This window comes from Rhodanobacter sp. T12-5, assembly GCF_008329435.1.
In the GTDB taxonomy this organism is placed as follows: Bacteria; Pseudomonadota; Gammaproteobacteria; order Xanthomonadales; family Rhodanobacteraceae; genus Rhodanobacter.
Map to the genome: position 1 here is coordinate 200,709 of NZ_NPKN01000002.1, position 16,937 is coordinate 217,645.

General features: G+C 59.6%; 15 protein-coding genes and 1 pseudogene. 5 read left to right on the forward strand and 11 right to left on the reverse strand.

Going from position 1 to position 16,937, the window contains the following annotated elements; genetic code table 11:
- Positions 1 to 67: 67 nt before the first annotated feature.
- Positions 68 to 1,240 (forward strand): sugar-transfer associated ATP-grasp domain-containing protein, encoded by a 1,173-nt coding sequence (locus CIW53_RS04995; protein ID WP_149363604.1) that lies wholly within the window; start codon positions 68 to 70, stop codon positions 1,238 to 1,240.
- A gap of 215 nt (positions 1,241 to 1,455) precedes the next feature.
- Complete coding sequence (locus CIW53_RS05000) at positions 1,456 to 1,884, forward strand: GFA family protein (protein WP_149363605.1); 429 nt, start codon at positions 1,456 to 1,458, stop codon at positions 1,882 to 1,884.
- 123 nt (positions 1,885 to 2,007) lie between these two features.
- Here CIW53_RS05000 and CIW53_RS05005 read toward each other — a convergent pair whose 3' ends face one another.
- Positions 2,008 to 2,493, reverse strand: coding sequence for an Hsp20 family protein (locus tag CIW53_RS05005; RefSeq protein WP_149363606.1), 486 nt, complete (start codon positions 2,491 to 2,493; stop codon positions 2,008 to 2,010).
- Between the two features lie 256 nt (positions 2,494 to 2,749).
- Here CIW53_RS05005 and CIW53_RS05010 point away from each other — a divergent pair.
- Positions 2,750 to 3,052, forward strand: a pseudogene (locus tag CIW53_RS05010) (IS4 family transposase); the annotation flags it as partial.
- A gap of 115 nt (positions 3,053 to 3,167) precedes the next feature.
- Here CIW53_RS05010 and CIW53_RS05015 read toward each other — a convergent pair.
- The 5 genes from CIW53_RS05015 to CIW53_RS05035 form a co-directional block, all read right to left on the reverse strand.
- Positions 3,168 to 5,399: a hypothetical protein gene (locus CIW53_RS05015; protein WP_149363607.1), complete on the reverse strand. Its 2,232-nt coding sequence runs from the start codon at positions 5,397 to 5,399 to the stop codon at positions 3,168 to 3,170.
- Positions 5,400 to 5,728: 329 nt separating this feature from the next.
- Complete coding sequence (locus CIW53_RS17635; protein WP_172969581.1) at positions 5,729 to 5,920, reverse strand: hypothetical protein; 192 nt, start codon at positions 5,918 to 5,920, stop codon at positions 5,729 to 5,731.
- A complete protein-coding gene (locus CIW53_RS05025; protein WP_197736625.1) occupies positions 5,886 to 6,164 on the reverse strand; it encodes a methylmalonyl-CoA mutase in 279 nt (92 codons plus the stop codon). The genes CIW53_RS17635 and CIW53_RS05025 overlap by 35 nt, the downstream gene beginning before the upstream one ends.
- On the reverse strand, positions 6,161 to 6,451 hold the full coding sequence (locus CIW53_RS05030) for a HigA family addiction module antitoxin (protein WP_149363609.1): 291 nt from the start codon (positions 6,449 to 6,451) through the stop codon (positions 6,161 to 6,163). Before CIW53_RS05030 ends, CIW53_RS05025 begins: the two co-directional genes overlap by 4 nt.
- A 17-nt stretch (positions 6,452 to 6,468) precedes the next feature.
- Complete coding sequence (locus tag CIW53_RS05035; protein WP_149363610.1) at positions 6,469 to 6,750, reverse strand: type II toxin-antitoxin system RelE/ParE family toxin; 282 nt, start codon at positions 6,748 to 6,750, stop codon at positions 6,469 to 6,471.
- A 40-nt stretch (positions 6,751 to 6,790) separates the two neighbouring features.
- Between CIW53_RS05035 and CIW53_RS05040 the strand changes: the two genes are divergently transcribed.
- Together CIW53_RS05040 and CIW53_RS05045 are read left to right on the forward strand one after the other, a co-directional pair.
- On the forward strand, positions 6,791 to 7,651 hold the full coding sequence (locus CIW53_RS05040; RefSeq protein ID WP_343192144.1) for a transposase: 861 nt from the start codon (positions 6,791 to 6,793) through the stop codon (positions 7,649 to 7,651).
- A 60-nt stretch (positions 7,652 to 7,711) separates the two neighbouring features.
- Positions 7,712 to 8,923, forward strand: coding sequence for a PEGA domain-containing protein (locus tag CIW53_RS05045; RefSeq protein ID WP_149363611.1), 1,212 nt, complete (start codon positions 7,712 to 7,714; stop codon positions 8,921 to 8,923).
- A 740-nt stretch (positions 8,924 to 9,663) separates the two neighbouring features.
- Here CIW53_RS05045 and CIW53_RS05050 read toward each other — a convergent pair.
- The 5 genes from CIW53_RS05050 to CIW53_RS05070 form a co-directional block, all read right to left on the reverse strand.
- The gene (locus CIW53_RS05050; protein WP_149363612.1) at positions 9,664 to 10,521 is read right to left on the reverse strand and encodes a hypothetical protein; all 858 of its coding nucleotides are present in this window, start codon (positions 10,519 to 10,521) and stop codon (positions 9,664 to 9,666) included.
- Between the two features lie 6 nt (positions 10,522 to 10,527).
- Positions 10,528 to 11,541, reverse strand: coding sequence for a hypothetical protein (locus CIW53_RS05055; protein WP_149363613.1), 1,014 nt, complete (start codon positions 11,539 to 11,541; stop codon positions 10,528 to 10,530).
- A gap of 56 nt (positions 11,542 to 11,597) precedes the next feature.
- Positions 11,598 to 15,146, reverse strand: coding sequence for a methylmalonyl-CoA mutase family protein (locus tag CIW53_RS05060; protein ID WP_149363614.1), 3,549 nt, complete (start codon positions 15,144 to 15,146; stop codon positions 11,598 to 11,600).
- A gap of 204 nt (positions 15,147 to 15,350) precedes the next feature.
- Positions 15,351 to 16,253, reverse strand: a complete 903-nt coding sequence (locus CIW53_RS05065) for an alpha/beta hydrolase (protein ID WP_149363615.1) — start codon at positions 16,251 to 16,253, stop codon at positions 15,351 to 15,353.
- A 10-nt stretch (positions 16,254 to 16,263) separates the two neighbouring features.
- On the reverse strand, positions 16,264 to 16,866 hold the full coding sequence (locus tag CIW53_RS05070) for a TetR/AcrR family transcriptional regulator (protein WP_149363616.1): 603 nt from the start codon (positions 16,864 to 16,866) through the stop codon (positions 16,264 to 16,266).
- Between the last annotated feature and the right edge of the window lie 71 nt (positions 16,867 to 16,937).

The following is a 16,937-nucleotide window of genomic DNA, read 5'->3' on the forward strand; positions in this document are numbered from 1 at the left end:
GGACTGACGAACGCCGTTGCTCCAAGGTTGCGATGGAGCCTGGAATCGGTGCCCGCAACAAGGGCACATGTTCCCCACCACTGAGATGCAAGACGCAGGGCACCGCATGCAGCACAAGTGCTGCGGCAACCGGGAAGTACCGCCATTCAACCTACGGAGCGCCGCCATGGTCATGTCAGCAGAATCTCTGAGGAACGTCGGCGCCGCCGCGGCAGCGCAGGTTTACAGCGAGCTGCGCCAACTGCGCTCCAATTACCAGGCACACTCGGTGCTGCGGTCGATAGAAAGTCAGCAGGGGCCAACCGACAGGAAATTGATCAGGCTAGCCAACGAGTACTCGCGAGAAGTGTTGGGCAGCGTCAAGTACGCGCCATGGATGCACGTCTACGCCGCCATCAGCGGCGGGTTCAAGGAGGGCTGGATCCCGGATAACTACTACGGACTGGTCGTCGAACCCCTGAAATCCGGCGAAGCGGCCAAGGTGGTGAACCTGAAATCATTCACCAACAGGATTCTCCATACCGAAGCCTTGCCAGATCTCGCCTACGTTATCGACGGCGTCTACTACGATAGAGACTTCAAGCCGATTCGCGAAACGGATCTGATCGAGCTCTTGTTCGAACATGACGGGCGTGTTTTCTTCAAGAGCGACAACTCCTTCCAGGGGCGGGGCGTGGTGATCATGACCCGCGAGGATTTCCCCCGGGTTGGCCATGACCGGCTTGTCGACGGCGTCTTTCAGGCGCCGATAAAACAGCATGAATTCTTCGCGGCCATCAGCACTGGATCCACCGCCACCGTGCGCATAACCACGGCGAGGGAACTCGATGGCACCGTGGCGGTAAAGGCGGCCTATCTCAGGGTGGGGCGGGAGGTCGACGAGATCGTGCGCTGCCGCAGCCATGTGAGGGTTGCCGTCGACACCAGGACGGGCACGCTCAATGACATCGCGTACCTGCACAATTGGCGCAGGACCGACAAACACCCGGACACACTATTTCATTTCGCAGGGCATGCCATTCCCCATTTCAGCGTTGCCGCGGAGCTGTGCAGATCCTTGCACGCCAGCTGTCCGCACATGCTTTGCGTCGGCTGGGATGTCTGCATCGATCAGGACAGCCAGACCAAGATCATGGAGTGGAACGCCCGATACAACGACATCAAATTCTCCGAAGCGACCATGGGTCCGTGCTTTCGCGGGCTGGGTTGGGAAAACCTGTGGAAACGTGCGGCGGCTTAATGCGCCGATTCCTGTGCAGGGGGTAAGGGGCGGGCCACCATTTCGCCCCCCCCGCGACGATCGGGACGCGCCGCGCCCACCCTCATCCTTGCGACCCGTCGGCTGTCAGTAATTGTCCCTGACACCTTTTTGCTCTTGCCGATCAAAACGTCTTCGCGACGGGTTCTTTACCAGCCAAGGCGCAGGCTGCGGCCACACGGGTTGGGAGAAGGGTCATGACCGAAGCGCATCGTGGCACCTGTTTCTGCGGCATTGTCGAGCTCGAAGCCCAAGGGGAGCCCGAGGCAATGGGCTACTGCCACTGCGGGTCGTGCCGCGCCTGGTCGGCTTCGCCGGTGAACGCCTTTACGCTATGGAAGCCGGAAAACGTCCGCGTCACGAAAGGCGCCGACTCGATCGGTCATGTGCGCAAGTCGGCCAACAGCGACCGCCAGTTCTGCACCGTCTGCGGTGGCCACTTGATGACGGCGCACCCGCAATGGGGGCTGGTCGATGTGTTTGCGTCGATGCTTCCGGATCTCCGTTTCGTACCCGCCGTGCACGTCAATTACGCCGAGACCGTATTGCCGCTGAAGGATGGCTTGCCGAAGATGCGCGACTTCCCGGCCGAACTGGGAGGCTCGGGGCAGACGGTGGCCGAATAGGTAAAAGCAATAACGGTAAAAGGTGTCACCATTTCGCCCGGCTGAAAAAGACGGCCCGCCAAGTGGCGGGCCGCAAGACACAACCGCAGTCGTCAAGCTCCGGCATCAGGCCGGAACCCGGCTTTACGCAGCATGGCTCTCGATCTGGCGCTGCGGGCTCTGCTCCAGCGTGGCGCCGGTCGGAGTCGAGGTGATCGCGATCCGGCGCGGCCGCAGCGATTCGGGCACCTCCCGCTGCAACTCGATGGTCAGCAGGCCATCGACAAGATTGGCGCTCGTCACCTTGACGTGGTCGGCAAGCTCGAAGCGACGCGTGAAGGCGCGGCTCGCTATACCGCGATACAGGAACTCGCCTTCCTGCTCGGCGCTCTTGCGCTCGCCGGACACCACCAGCAGGTTCGGCTGCACGGCGATATCCAGCTCCTCACGATTGAAGCCGGCGACCGCCATGGTGATGCGGTAACGGTCATCGCTGAGCTTTACCGTGTCGTACGGCGGCCAACTGTCGACCGACTGCGCGCGGGTGGCGTTCTCCAGCAAATCGAAGATCCGGTCGAAACCGACGCTCGACCGATGCAGCGGGGCAAGATCAAAAAGGCTGTTACGCATGGCCATATCCTCTTTCAAGCAACATGGGACGTTCCGCCGGCCAAGTGGCCCGGCGTGCCAGCCATACGGGCTGGCGAATCCCAAGTAGGGTCGCCAGAAACGGTTTCAAGCGCCGCGTTAATGAGCCGTTTAAGTGGCCAAACGCCCGGAAGAGTCATCGGCGACGATCGCACCGGATCCCGGGATGCAACGCAGGATCGAAGTTCGGGATCGGGCCTTTACGGCCTTGACTCAACTGTCCGCGAAAACGGGGTAGAACCCCCGCTACGGTCATGCCTTTGAAGACAGCCTGACCCGCAAGGACAAGCGCATCGAAGTGTTGCTGTTGCTCCACACGATGGCAGCCTTCGCCAGCTGGCTGGTCGGCATGGCTTGCGAAACCGCAGGGATAGATCAATGGCTGGCGCCGTTTCGATCCAAGCGACGGCTGTACTCGATCATGCGGCTGGGCCGTGAGGCGCTGCTGCGACGATGGTCAAACGCCAGGCTCGAAGAGCTCATGGAGCAGATACGAAAGCCATCTCCGGCACTGCTCGATCAGATGGCTGTGGCAGCATGAAAACGTGGGGAAAACTCAGCCTCCGTCCCGGCTTCCGCAAAAAACAGGGGCAGGCTCACATACAAATCTACGATAAGTGAACTTAACCCCGTTATCGGACCCACTATCATTTTTACTATGCGTGCGCAACGAACGCCGGCCTAAGTTCACGGGTAGCCTCCAAAAGCCGCTCAACATCCTCATCGTCTCGGGCGCGGCAGAACTTACGCATGCTATCGGCACCAAGCTCATTACGCTCACCCACGACAAAGCGTAACCAAGCCTTGAACTGTCCCTTAGCCTCCAAAGACTTTCCCGCGTAGAAAATCTTAATCAAATCTGCCAGTACCAAGCTCCCGTTTCCCTCTTGGAAGCCGGATACCACATAGCAACCAACAATCGGCGACGAAGCCTCAACAACTAGCGGCGAATGAACAAGATATCGCAAGGTCACGAAACCACAATCAGATGTCGCTAGATTCTCCGCAACATCCGTCGCCAGAGAAATATCCACCTTAGCTGACACCACCGCCCAACGATGTACAAGCAGTCCGTCGCGCCCAGCGATGGAATTGGTTAACTTCTCCCTGAAATACCGCCAGTGCGAAGGCCCACTTGGAAGATAGGAAAGCACGCCAGCTGGTAATTGCAATGTCGACTTGCCGTCTGAAGCATCTAGCAGCTTCATCACCGCCTGCTCCGCCTCGTCTGAGGACAGGCGCTTTAGCACATCAACGAACAATACAGCCACATGTGGTGCCGCCGCCTCCGCGACGAGTTTGACCAACTTATCAATCACAGGCTGGCGCTGCATCGACTGTTCGATAAAAGCCAAGACTAGCTCGGCATATGGTTTTTTTGAAATAGATGCGACGAGGCGATCAATACGACTAGTGTGAGAAAAATAATCGACAGCCAAAGCCTCCCTGAACTTGCGATGCGGAAAATCCAGATAGCGGACTCCGTCTCGCTTATCAACGAGAACGAAAATACCCGAAAAAATTATTTGCTTCACAATGTTGGAGGCAGCTTCATCAGAATCAAGTCCTCGGATAATTTCGTCCGCAGACGAACCTTCAAACTCTGATGAGAAAAATGTCTTGGCACGCTCAGTTACAAATTCCTCATCAAAAAACGATTTTTCGCACTCATAAAGCTTTACAGCAAAGTAGGAGAGAAACGAATATTTCTCCTCGGGATAGGCAGCCCGCCGATTTAGAATTGCCTGCCGGTCGGACTGTGAGGCATCGCGGGATTTATATTTATCGAGATCTTCCAATAGTAACCGAACGCAAGTTTTGCTGAGATCACTTGCCCCCAGTGAAAAAACCTTAGATCCACTAGAGCCGACGTTCTTTGCGTACACATAGCACATCACCGTCAGGAAAAGCGGACTCCGACTTAGGTCATTAACGCTCTTATCTCCGGTTCGCGTCAATTCTTGCAGAAAAAGTTCCGCATTTAGATCATTTCCCGAAGAAGATGGGCTTTTGAGACGATACCTGGAGAATATTTTTTCCACCAACTGAATGCGCCTATCCTCCAATCCCTTGACAACCCATTTTTGCACATCGGGACTGGCTACAATGGGACTGTATTCATAAAATTCAAAACGCGAAGCGAGATAAACTCTTGCCTGTCTAAGCGCGTAATACGCTGGCGCAAATTGTGATGTATTAAATGCATTTTCGCCAACCGACTGATTTCGATTCCGGTGGGAAAATCTGTTGCCAAATATAAACTCGATCTCGCGTTTAGCGTGATCGAAGCCGCCCGTGTATGGCATTTCATCGTAACCATCAAGAAACAGAACTAATCTCCCGGAATTTCCCAACTTCATCAGCCGTCGAAGGCCCCGCGCGCTGGCGAAATATGGATCAAGCGCTTGAATCGCGTCAATGATTGGGAAATCAGAAGATGTTTTTACCACTTTTAACGGGAGGTATAATGGTAATACGCCACGCTTTCCAAACAACTTCTCCCATGGCTTCCTTTCTAAGGCCCGAAGCGCCAAATTTCTGAAGAGCGTGGTCTTTCCGTAACCGCCATCGCCAAATATTAGGGCGCGCGGATGTGCTTTAAACTTGGGTAGCGGACCAGAGAAGTCTGGTAGCGCCGAAACACTGCGCCCTGCATTACCACTGGAGATAGTTAGAACATCCAAGGCGACGTAATCGTCGCGTGCACTAAGATTCATATCCTTGAATAGGAAGGGCATCTCTTTAAGCTTCCCGGTCAGCCTTTTCTTGTATTGCGCACGCGCCAAGAGAAGTCTAGGGTCAATTTTCGACAAAAGTCGCAACACAACCGAGGCACCAACTTTCTCGGAAAGCTTGATCAAAAAAGCCGACCCAACGAACGCTTCCATTCGACCCCCAATGCAAAGAAGTAGCGATTATTTCTTGATCGGCTGCGCTGCGAGCAACTGTGATGCCGAATTTCGGCCGCCATAGACGCCGCTCCACCGGAAGCCGCATCGGCGAAAGCCGGAAACGGGGATCAGGTTCACTTCCGACTGTGTCAAACCATCAAAGCCTATAAGTCCCCGCCCTCGTCACACCCACTTTCGGCCACACCGGGCACAACGCCTCCACCGCCTCCACCAACTCCACCAACTCCACCCAATCCGAAAGATCTCCCCTGCCCGCCTGCACGACATCCAGCACGTCGCTACCGACCAACGGCTCGCGGACACCGTCATGCTTTGTCGTTGGCGATTTCGGCGAGCAGTTCATCCAGCATCTCCTGGCGATCGAACAACGCGAAGTACCCCTGCACTTCCTGCATGTTGAGCCGGCCACGCTGCGCGCGCAACAGCGCGCGGATGTCTCTGCTCGACCAGGCGGGACCTGGGTTACATATTGCGACGGTATTCGCCGCCGACGTCATACAGCGCATGGCTGATCTGCCCCAGCGAGTTGTACTTCACCGCCTCGATCAGCTGCTCGAACACATTGCGCCGATCGCGCGCCGTCACCTGCAGAACCTTGAGGCTGTCTGACGCCAGCGCATTGCGCGCCTCCCCATACCGCTTCACGTTGGCGATCTGCTGCCCCTTCTCTTCCTCGGTCGAGCGGATCAGTTCGATCTCGGTGGCGATCTCGCCGCCGTGGTCCCTCGACAGGAAAGTCATGCTGCAATCCGCTCAATCTGGTCGACAGCCTTGCCAAGCGCACGGTGAGCCTCTTCCAGATCGTAGTCTGCCTGGAGTCCCAGCCAGAAGCGCTCACTGGTCCCCAGCGCCACAGCCAGACGCACCGCGGTATCCGCGGTAACACCACGCTTGCCAAGCACGATCTCGTTGATACGGCGCGGCGGCACGCCGGCAGCGCGCGCCAAGGCGTTCTGGCTGATGCCCATGGGCGTCAGAAACTCCTCAAGCAGCACTTCGCCGGGATGGATGTTGGGCAGGCTCTTCATGATCGACTCGTTGGTATTCAGTGGTAATCGACGATTTCCACGTCGTGGGCGTCACCCTCGATCCATCGAAAACAGATGCGCCATTGATCGTTGATCCGGATGCTGTACTGGCCTTTGCAATTGCCCTTGAGGGCTTCGAGTCGATTGGCCGGTGGAACACGCAGATCATCCAGCACGGAGGCGTTCCCGAGCATACGCAGCTTGCGACGTGCCACGGATTGGATATCGGCAGGCAGGCGCCGGGATGGCGTTCCGCCCCAGATCTTTTCCGCTTCCTTGTCGGCAAAGTTCCTGATCACGGGTCACCATAACGCCAGCCGTCATATGACGCAAGGCGTCATGGACGACGAAACCGGGACGATGGACGAAACCGGGACGGAGGAAATTAAACGACCTTCAGACCCGGCTTACACTCACCCACGCCATCTCGTCTCGCCGATGCCATCCACAGCTGTGCACGCGGACACTGGCGCGTCATCCACGGCCCCTCGCATGCCTCGCCAAGCTCGCCTGGAAATTCCCGGGGTACCGCTCCACATCACCCAACGTGGGGTCAATCGATGTGCCATCTTTCTGGATGACGAAGACCGGCGCCACTATCTCCGTCTGCTGGGCGAGAGCGCCGCGAGCCACGGCCTGCGCATCCACGCCTACGTTTTGATGGGCAATCACGTGCACCTGTTCGTCAGTTCCGACGGGTCCGGCCAGGTATCGCTGGGCATGCGCCAACTGGGTCAGGCTTATGTCACCGCTTTCAACCGTCGCCATGGACGCACTGGAACGCTGTGGGAAGGACGCTTCAAATCCTGTCTGGTCGACTCGGACCGCTACCTGCTCACCGCGTATCGGTATATCGAGCTCAACCCGGTTCGCGCCGCGATGGTCGAGAGGCCCGAACATCACCACTGGTCCAGCGTGCATGCCAACCTGGCACTTTGCGAAGACTCATTGGTGACACCCCATGCCTGCTTCATTGAGATGGGGGCTACGCCACAGGTGCGCGCCCAAGCCTATCGGGCGTGGCTCAAGCAAGGCGTCAGCGATGACGAGCTGATCGCCATTCGCCAGCACCTGCAGCAGGAACGCGCCTTTGGAAGCAAACGCTTTCAGGCCATGGCGGAAAAGACCTTGGGCCGCCCAGTGAGCGTGCGGCGGCCCGGGAGACCTTCGCGGACGGAAGAAAAGCTCGATGGCATTTAACTTTCTCCGTCCCCTTTTCCGGCAGTTAGAATCGGCGAAGCCTCCTTGCGACGGACCTTCATGAACCCGCTCTCGCTCCTGCTCCTTCCGGCGCTCGCGTTCGGCTCCACGGCGCCCACGCCGAGCCGCTACACCACCCTGCTCATCCCGATGGACCGCTCGGCCGAGGCCCCCAGCCTCAAGCTCGAGCTCGACATGGACGAGACGCTCGCGAGCGACCCGCTCCTCACGGTGAAGAAGCCCGAGGAACTCTTCGGGCTGCCGGTCGACGCCACCGCCGCCGAGGCGCTCAAGCATTCGGATATCGGGTATGCCGAGAGCAAGGCCGCCTTCGATGATGGCGACTACGACGACGCCGAGCGCAAGCTGCACGCGACCCTGAAGGAGTACGCGAAGGCCGCCGCGGCGATGACCGACTGCGGCCATTATTGCGACGCGATCGCGATGTACGCGGCGGTGCTGCACCGGCGCGGCGAGGTGGACGAGTCACGACTGAACCTGCTCAGCCTGCTCTCGCTCGATCCGACCTACGAGCTCTCGCCGAAGATCTTCGCCAAGGACTTCATTACCCTGAAGGCGACGGTGGCGACGAGCGTCAACGCCGCCCTGCGCGAGAACGCGATGGTGAAGAGCCACCCCGCCGGGGCGCGCGTCTTCCTGGACGGAAAGTTCGAGGGCTACACCCCGATGACCCTGCCGCAGGTCGAGGTCGGCCAGCACTTGGTCCGCGTCGAGCACCCGGGCTTCACCCGCTGGGGACAGATCGTGGACATCCGCCCCGAGCCGCAGGAGCTGGACGCGGACCTCGAGCCGACGCCGGCGTGGCAGACCTACGACAAGCTCCTGGACCAGGTCGCCGCCGAGGTCCCGCGCGAAGAGGACGACACCACCATCTCTTCCCTGGGCAAGACGCTGGGAGTGGACCGGGCGATCATCGGGACGCTGCGCACCCTGCGCGGCGTCGACCAGACCGAGCTGCTCGTCGGGCTGTTCGAGATCAAGGACGGCAAGCGGCTCGCGTTCCGCAAGGTCGTCTTCCAGGGCAATGAGCTCGGTCAGCTCAAGGAAGAGGTCGGCCACGTCGTCCACGAGCTGGTGAACGCCGCGGGCAACGGCCGACGTGCGAAGGCCTCGCGCAGCTCCGACCCGCTCGATCATGAGAACGGAATGGACACCTGGAGCGACGACGATCACTCGCGCGGCTCGGGTCAGTCGAAGAAGAAGCAGAGCGGCGATCCGCTCAACAGCGTCGACGGCATGGACGACTGGTAGGCGGGCGGGCGAACGACCCTGCCGGTTGCGCTTCGAGGAGGTCGGGATGAAATCTTCGGCGATGAAGATCGATCGGCCAGATCGACCGGCGACCTACACCGACCTCGGGGCGCTGCCCAAGAACGTGGTCGGGGAGATCGTCGCAGGTTCGCTGCACGTCAGCCCAAGGCCATCTGCGCTCCACGCGCGGGCCTCCTCGAAACTGGGCCGAGGCAAAAACGGGCAAAAACGGGACGGAGGAAGTTAACCGGGTGATGCCGTAAGCTTGCAACGCCCGGACGGCCGACGTGCGCGGAAACGACGTTCGATGGTATTTAACTTCCTCCGTCCCGTTTTCCCCTGGTGAATGTAAATTTCGACCACTTCAGCTCCACGCGCCTCCACTGCGTCGATGAGCTCAGCAAGCTGTGCGGGATGCCCTCCCTCGCTGTTCGCCGGCAACCAACGGTAGAGCGAAGCCGCGTTCTCACGCGACGATTTCGGTTCTGACGAAAGACCCGGCGCAGAATTGGTCCTCGTCACCATGGTCAGAGCGCCTTGATAGAATTGATCATTGTCGGTAACGAACGTGAACTCTTGCGACTCTCCTACAGCTTCCATCGGATACATCCTCAAATTAATGAATTTGAACGTCTGTGTTTTGATACGCAGAAAATGACAACGCGACCAAGAATCGCACGCTTACATGATTTCAAATGGCTGTAATTGAATTCAGCCTCTTTTTTTACCGTCAGCATTTCTTATTCTGAATATTTATGAACTAACACCGACACGATCACCACAGACAGAAAGTTGCAGAAAACCCCGTTCATACCCTCGAAAAACTCGTCTGCGTCCCAGATTTCAGTCATAGAGATATTTTCCTGCCAGCCACCAGAAAGGAGATGGAAGAATCTATTCCGTATGGCGACGATCAGCTTAGGCACATCACCAAATCTTAACCCCAAGGTTGCCCGACTGGCATCTTTGGCCTCATATTTTTCATAGCACTTAGCAGCGGCATCAAAATATCTAGCCTCGTTACCACTCGCAGATGTGAAGCTTATTTCGCACAACGATTCCAGTACGATCTTATCGATCAAGCCCCCCGCGCGAAGAAATTTGTTGAATAACCCAAGCTCTCCAATGCTCTGTGTAGAGAACATCTTCTTGAGGTCTTCAAACGTTTTGGCAAAATCACGCTGTGTCGAGCAGTACAAGAGCGGCACGCTATATGAAAACCTCTCAAGAACCCTGTATAAAGATACGAACGCTGCGATATGACTGCCCCGGTAGGAGTGCAAAAAATAATGCGAAAATTCATTCAGAATGTCACGAAAAAACACCCTATTGTCAGACATCGCCCGCCGGACGAATACCGGGCCCGAGATGCGAGTTCGATAATTCCCGTTTAACTCAGCCAGCGCAGCAGTCCAAGTAAGCGATTGGGCAGCGCTCGGAAAAACTGAGTAATTCGTTCGTTGCCTAACTGTCAACGCACCTTTTCGAATCGCCGCATTCCCCAATAAAAGGCGAAGCAGAAAGAGCTGCGTACACTTGTCGGCACCGGCAGGTAGCTTACGAGAGAAAGAGTATTCAATGCCATCGACAGAAATCATCTTAAATCAAATCCATTCAGATATCTTGTCGAGCAAATCGTAGCCATCAAGCGCCATGTAATTATCAATGTCTGATATATACCTGGAAATCACCTCTCTTCGCACCCTACCCAGATTCACCTTGCTTACATCAACAGATGAAAAAGCACCTTCGAAAGTGCGGACACCGGCTTCAAGCTCAGCCATCCCAACGACCAGCAAATAATCAATTGATCCTTTGGCGCCAACGCAGAATCCTATGAAGTTATTCTGCACCCTAATCCAAGCTCGAAGATATTCGTTCTGGCTCATACGGTTGATCACCGACACAACATCGATAAATTCTCGTTGGCGCGTCACAATATCGGAATCGATGATTCGAGCTGCTATAAGCTCGTCCATTTTTTCTTCGATAATTTTTTGATTATCGATATTGACCGAATCACTCAGGTACGCAACATAGCCCTTGACGAAATCCGCCTTCCGGAATGTATCGGGAGCACGGACTCGCCCACGTCCCTTCTCGGGAACCAGGTTCATTTCAACGCCATCAAAATCGAAGAACGCATCGGCCAGCGCATCAATCTGATGCCGCGCAGACATTGCCTTTTGGCCATTGTTGAGTGTGATCATTCGATATAGCAGACGATCACGTGATGGAGCCAGGACGAAATTTACGTATATGGGTCGGGCGGCATCGAAGCCTTCACGATTTGCAGCACGCGAAAGCGTATTCAATCGCTGGATTCCGTCGAGAACGAAAGCGTCATGAATTCGGTCTGAGATGAATTCCTCGGCCTGAACTAACGTAAGGTTGTCTTCAAGAGTATCGACTAGCGAAATCGTTATCGGAGGCATCACACAGCCCTTAACGATGTCATCTTCAAGACGAGCATAGAACTTTGCTTTCAACGTGTCCCGCTGAATATCCAATCGCCCAATCAATGGAAGGAAGTTTTTCAGGGCTTCTTCGTATGTGGCAGATGCCGTCACCACATAGCCGCCAATCACCATGTCTTTGTCGATACTGAACGACCGCATTCTTCACCTCGTTCTGCAGAGAACTCTATGGCGTTATCGCCCGTGAAACGCTGACACTACATATTCCGCCGATACTCCCCACCCACGTCATACAGCGCATGCGAGATCTGCCCCAGCGAGTTGTACTTAACCGCCTCGATCAACTGCTCGAATACATTGCGCCGATCCCGAGCCGTCACCTGCAGCACCTTGAGGCTATCCGAGGCCAGCGCATTCCGCGCCTCCCCATACCGCTTCACGTTGGCGATCTGCTGCCCCTTCTCTTCCTCCGTCGACCGAATCAACTCGATCTCGGTAGCGATCTCCCCACCATGATCCTTCGGCAGGAACGTGTTGACGCCGATCAACGGCAACGACCCATCATGCTTCTTGTGCTCGTAATACATCGACTCATCCTGGATCTTGCCGCGCTGGTACATCGTGTCCATCGCCCCAAGCACCCCACCCCGCTCGCTGATCGCCTCGAACTCCTTGTACACCGCCTCCTCGACCAGGTCAGTCAGCGTGTCGACCACGTAACTCCCCTGCCACGGATTCTCGTTGAAGTTCAGCCCCAGCTCCTTGTTGATGATCATCTGAATCGCCACCGCCCGCCGCACGCTTTCCTCGGTCGGCGTGGTGATCGCCTCGTCGTAAGCATTGGTATGCAGCGAATTGCAGTTGTCGAACAGCGCGTACATCGCCTGCAGCGTGGTGCGGATGTCGTTGAACTGGATCTCCTGCGCGTGCAGCGAGCGGCCTGAGGTCTGGATGTGGTACTTCATCATCTGGCTGCGCGCGCTGGCACCGTAGCGCTCGCGCATGGCGCGGGCCCAGATGCGGCGGGCGACGCGGCCGATCACGGTGTACTCCGGGTCCATGCCGTTGGAGAAGAAGAAGCTCAAGTTGGGCGCGAAGTCGTCCACGCTCATGCCGCGGGCGAGGTAGTACTCGACGATGGTGAAGCCGTTGCTCAGGGTGAAGGCGAGCTGGCTGATCGGGTTGGCCCCGGCTTCGGCGATGTGATACCCGCTGATGCTGACCGAATAGAAGTTGCGCACCTTGTGGTCGACGAAGTACTGCTGGATGTCGCCCATCATGCGCAGCGCAAATTCGGTGGAGAAGATGCAGGTGTTCTGCGCCTGGTCTTCCTTCAGGATGTCGGCCTGCACGGTGCCGCGCACCTTGGTGAGCGTGTCGGCCTTGATGCGGGCGTAGGTTTCCGCATCGACCAGTTCGTCGCCGCAGACACCGAGCAGGCCCAGGCCCAGGCCGTCGTTACCCTTGGGCAGGTCGCCGTGGTACTGCGGGCGCGCCACGTTCTTGTACAGCTTGTCGATGGTCTGCTGCGCGGTGGCCCAGCGCTTGTCGTCTTCCTTCAGGTACTTCTCGACGTTCTGGTCGATGGCGGTGTTCATGAACATCGCCAGGATCATCGGCGCGGGGCCGTTGATGGTCATGGACACCGAGGTGCTGGGCGCGCTGAGGTCGAAGCCGGAGTACAGCTTCTTCATGTCGTCGAGGGTGGCGATGTTGACGCCGGAGTTGCCGATCTTGCCGTAGATGTCCGGGCGTGGCGCCGGGTCTTCACCGTACAGGGTGACCGAGTCGAACGCGGTGGACAGGCGCGTGGCGGCGCCGCCCTGGCTGAGGTAGTGGAAGCGGCGGTTGGTGCGCTCGGGCGTGCCTTCGCCGGCGAACATGCGGGTGGGATCTTCGCCGCTGCGGCGGTACGGGTAGACGCCGCCGGTGTACGGGTAGTGGCCGGGCAGGTTCTCGCGGCCGAGGAAGCTGACCAGTTCGCCCCAGTCCTTCGACTTCGGCGGCGCCACCTTGGGCACTTTCTGGTGGCTCAGCGATTCGCGGTAGTTGTCGACGCGGATGACCTTGTCGCGCACCTTGTATTCGTTGACGTCGGCGGTGACCGAGGCGTACAGCGCCGGCCATTCGCGCAGCTGGTGGATGGCTTCGTGGCTGAGTTCCTTGAGGGCGGCGTTGTAGCGCTGGCGGAGCAGGAGAACAGAGCGATCCACACTACCTGTCCACAAGGGACTTCCTTCGGTCGTGGGAGCGGCTTCAGCCGCGACGCTCTGGCCGATCGCGACTGAAGTCGCTCCCACAGATGCGTGCAGGTCGGCGCTGCTGTAGAGGTCGAGCGGACGCGGCAGTTGCGGGTCGCCGAGCTCCTTCAGCGCCTCGTAGTAGTGCTGCGCCTTGCTGGCGAATTCGGCCTGGTGGGCGATGGCGCCGTTGATGGCGCGGCCCTGCTCGGCGATCTCGGCGAGGTAGCGGACACGCGAGCCGGGGATCAGCACGGTGGCGCGCGGCTCCTTCAGCGTGGTGTCGAGCTGGGGCGACCATTTCTCCGCCGGCAGCGCGAGCTTGTCGCGCATCAGCCGGCACAGGTTGGTGAACATCCAGGTCACGCCCGGGTCGTTGAACTGGCTGGCGATGGTCGGATAGACCGGCACGTCCTCGTCCTTCACGCCGAACGCGGTGTGGTTGCGCTTCCACTGCTTGCGCACGTCGCGCAGCGCGTCTTCGGCGCCGCGCTTGTCGAACTTGTTCAGCACCACCAGGTCGGCGAAGTCGATCATGTCGATCTTCTCCAGCTGGCTGGCGGCGCCGTAGTCGCTGGTCATCACGTAGACCGGGAAATCGACCAGGTCGACGATCTCCGAATCGCTCTGGCCGATGCCGGCGGTCTCGACGATCACCAGGTCGTACGGCTGGCTCTTCAGGAAGTCGATGCAGTCGTGCAGCACGATGCTGGTGGCGGCGTGCTGGCGGCGGGTGGCCATCGAGCGCATGTACACGCGCTTGGAGCGCAACGAGTTCATGCGGATGCGGTCGCCCAGCAGCGCACCGCCGGAGCGGCGGCGGGTGGGATCGACCGCGAGCACGGCGATGCGCATCTCGGGGAACGCGTGCAGGAAGCGCAGCAGCAGTTCGTCCACCACCGACGACTTGCCGGCGCCGCCGGTGCCGGTGAGGCCGAGCACGGGCGTGTGCTTGCCGGCGAGTTTCCACTGCTTGCGCTGGTGCTCGAGTTCGGTCCCGGCGAGCTTGCCTTCCTCGATGGCCGAGAGCATGTGGCCGATCGAGATCTCGTCGTCGATGTCGACCTTGGGCAGCGCGTGCGATTCGGATTCGGCGCGCTTCGCGGCGGCGCTGCCGGCGCGCTGCATCACGTCCTCGATCATCTCGACCAGGCCGAGCTTCATGCCGTCGTTGGGGTGGTAGATGCGCTCGACGCCGTAGGCCTGCAGCTCGCGGATTTCTTCCGGCGTGATGGTGCCGCCGCCGCCGCCGAACACGCGCACGTGGCCGGCGCCGCGCTCGCGCAACATGTCGACCATGTACTTGAAGTACTCGACGTGGCCGCCCTGGTAGGACGACAGCGCGATCGCGTCGGCGTCTTCCTGCAACGCGGCGCGCACCACGTCCTCGACCGAGCGGTTGTGGCCGAGGTGGATCACCTCCGCGCCCTGCGACTGGATGATCCGCCGCATGATGTTGATCGCCGCGTCGTGGCCATCGAACAGGCTGGCCGCGGTGACGAAACGCAGCGGGGTGGTTTCGGCGGGCGCGGTGGCGGCGGGGACGTGCTTGGCGGGGGAACTCATGGCAACTCCGACATCTGTGCTTGATCCTGTCGATTCTAGTGGATCGACGGTAAGCACGCGGAATTGCCCCCCTCTTCCTTTGGGCGAGGGCCGGGGTGAGGATTCGGGGTGCGAAGAGATTTAAGATCTGCGGGATTCACCACTTCGCTTCGCACGCACCCTCATTCGCCCTCCGGGCACCTTCTCCCAGAGGGAGAAGGAAAGTCACACGCAAAGCGAGAGGTTCGGGCTGCCGACCACGCGTGTACCGACCTCTTCGCCACGCACGAAGGCCAGCGCCGCCTCGATCACCTCGGGTGCGTCGAGCACGCGGCGGTGGCCCAGTCCTTCGGTGGTGTACAGCCGCGCGCCGGCCCAGTGCTGGGCGTAACGCTCGCCCTCGCCCCACGGCACGTCGGTGTCGTCGAGGTCGTGCACGATCAGCGCGGGCTGGCCCAGCATGGGCAGTTTGCGTTCCAGTTGCAGCTCGTCGATGTGCACGCCGGTGCGCCGGTGCAGCCAGGCGTAGAAGGGCTCGCGCAGGTAGCCGGCCAGGTGCACGAAGCGGAAGAAGCGCCGCGCCGCCGCCTTCATGTCGGCGGCCGGCGCCACCAAGATCAGTTGCTCGGCATGCCAGGCTTCGTCCTGCGCGAGGGTGACCGCGGCTCCGCCGAGCGAGTGGCCGACCGCAAGCGCGGCGTTGCCATAGTGCGCGCCGATCGCGCGGATCGTGGCGATGAATTCCGGCAGCGTGCACAGCTTGCCGGTGCTGTGGCCGTGGCCGGGCTGGTCGAAGGTGACCACGGCCAGGCCTTGCGCGCGCAGCCGCGCCACCCACGGCAGGAAGCGCAGGCCGAAGCTGGACCAGCCGTGCGCCAGCAGCGCGTAGGGCTGGCTCGACGGCTCGCCCCAGACGTAGGTGGCGATGGATTCGCCGTTGACGTGCAACTCGCCGCGCTGCATGTCCGCATCGCCCTGCGCCGCCTGTGCGCGGCTGCGGCTGCTGGCGAACGGGGTGGCGAACAGGCGCGCGGCGCGGTTCACCGTGCGCTTCGGTGCGATCCGGCCGCCCAGCACGAAGCCGGTGCGCACGGTGGTGAGCTTGAGTCTGTCGATGACGGTGGACATGGATCTCGCCTCAGGTTTGCCAGCTGCGCCACAGGCGCTCGAAGGCCGCGCGGGTGCGCTGGCCGGCTTCGTCGAATCCGAACAGCCCGGCGTCGTGGTGCAGGCCGAGCATCAGGGCATAGATCTGGAAGGCCAGCAGTGCGACGTCGGTGTCATCGCGCAGGTGACCCAGTTTGACCGCCTGCGCGATCGCCTTCTGCAGTTCGTCGCGCCAGCCGGCCTGTTGCCGCACCACGCCGTCGTGCAGCGCGCCGTCGCGGCCGTCGTACTCGCTGACGGCGGACAGCAGCACGCAGCCGCTCTGGTGCTCGCGGCTCCATTCGAACCAGTTCGCCACGATCGCGCGCAGCCGCGGCAGGCCGCGCGGCTGCTGCAGCGCCGGTAGCAGCACCTGGGTCACGAAGCGGTTCCTGCCGGTGTCGAGCACGGCCAGTTGCAGGTCTTCGCGCGAGCCGAAGTGGGCGAACACGCCGCTCTTGGACATGCCCACGTCGCCGGCCAGATTGCCGATCGACAGGCCTTCCAGCCCGTCGCGACGGGCCAGCGCGTAGGCGTGGTCGAGGATGGTTTCACGGGTGGAAGCGCGCTTGCCGGGATGGGTTGCGGTTGTCATGCGGTGAAAATAGCACGATCGTTCGTGCATTTCATCAACATCGTGTTGATCCCGATCGTGATTTCCTGCGG

Excerpts from the sequence above, each read along its gene's own strand:
- CIW53_RS04995 (WP_149363604.1), top strand. The coding sequence starts at position 68 with ATGTTCCCCACCACTGAGATGCAAGACGCAGGGCACCGCATGCAGCAC.
- CIW53_RS05000 (WP_149363605.1), top strand. The coding sequence starts at position 1,456 with ATGACCGAAGCGCATCGTGGCACCTGTTTCTGCGGCATTGTCGAGCTC.
- CIW53_RS05005 (WP_149363606.1), bottom strand. The coding sequence starts at position 2,493 with ATGCGTAACAGCCTTTTTGATCTTGCCCCGCTGCATCGGTCGAGCGTC.
- CIW53_RS05015 (WP_149363607.1), bottom strand. The coding sequence starts at position 5,399 with ATGGAAGCGTTCGTTGGGTCGGCTTTTTTGATCAAGCTTTCCGAGAAA.
- CIW53_RS17635 (WP_172969581.1), bottom strand. The coding sequence starts at position 5,920 with ATGACGTCGGCGGCGAATACCGTCGCAATATGTAACCCAGGTCCCGCC.
- CIW53_RS05025 (WP_197736625.1), bottom strand. The coding sequence starts at position 6,164 with ATGACTTTCCTGTCGAGGGACCACGGCGGCGAGATCGCCACCGAGATC.
- CIW53_RS05030 (WP_149363609.1), bottom strand. The coding sequence starts at position 6,451 with ATGAAGAGCCTGCCCAACATCCATCCCGGCGAAGTGCTGCTTGAGGAG.
- CIW53_RS05040 (WP_343192144.1), top strand. The coding sequence starts at position 6,791 with ATGGACGACGAAACCGGGACGATGGACGAAACCGGGACGGAGGAAATT.
- CIW53_RS05045 (WP_149363611.1), top strand. The coding sequence starts at position 7,712 with ATGAACCCGCTCTCGCTCCTGCTCCTTCCGGCGCTCGCGTTCGGCTCC.
- CIW53_RS05050 (WP_149363612.1), bottom strand. The coding sequence starts at position 10,521 with ATGATTTCTGTCGATGGCATTGAATACTCTTTCTCTCGTAAGCTACCT.
- CIW53_RS05055 (WP_149363613.1), bottom strand. The coding sequence starts at position 11,541 with ATGCGGTCGTTCAGTATCGACAAAGACATGGTGATTGGCGGCTATGTG.
- CIW53_RS05060 (WP_149363614.1), bottom strand. The coding sequence starts at position 15,146 with ATGAGTTCCCCCGCCAAGCACGTCCCCGCCGCCACCGCGCCCGCCGAA.
- CIW53_RS05065 (WP_149363615.1), bottom strand. The coding sequence starts at position 16,253 with ATGTCCACCGTCATCGACAGACTCAAGCTCACCACCGTGCGCACCGGC.
- CIW53_RS05070 (WP_149363616.1), bottom strand. The coding sequence starts at position 16,866 with ATGACAACCGCAACCCATCCCGGCAAGCGCGCTTCCACCCGTGAAACC.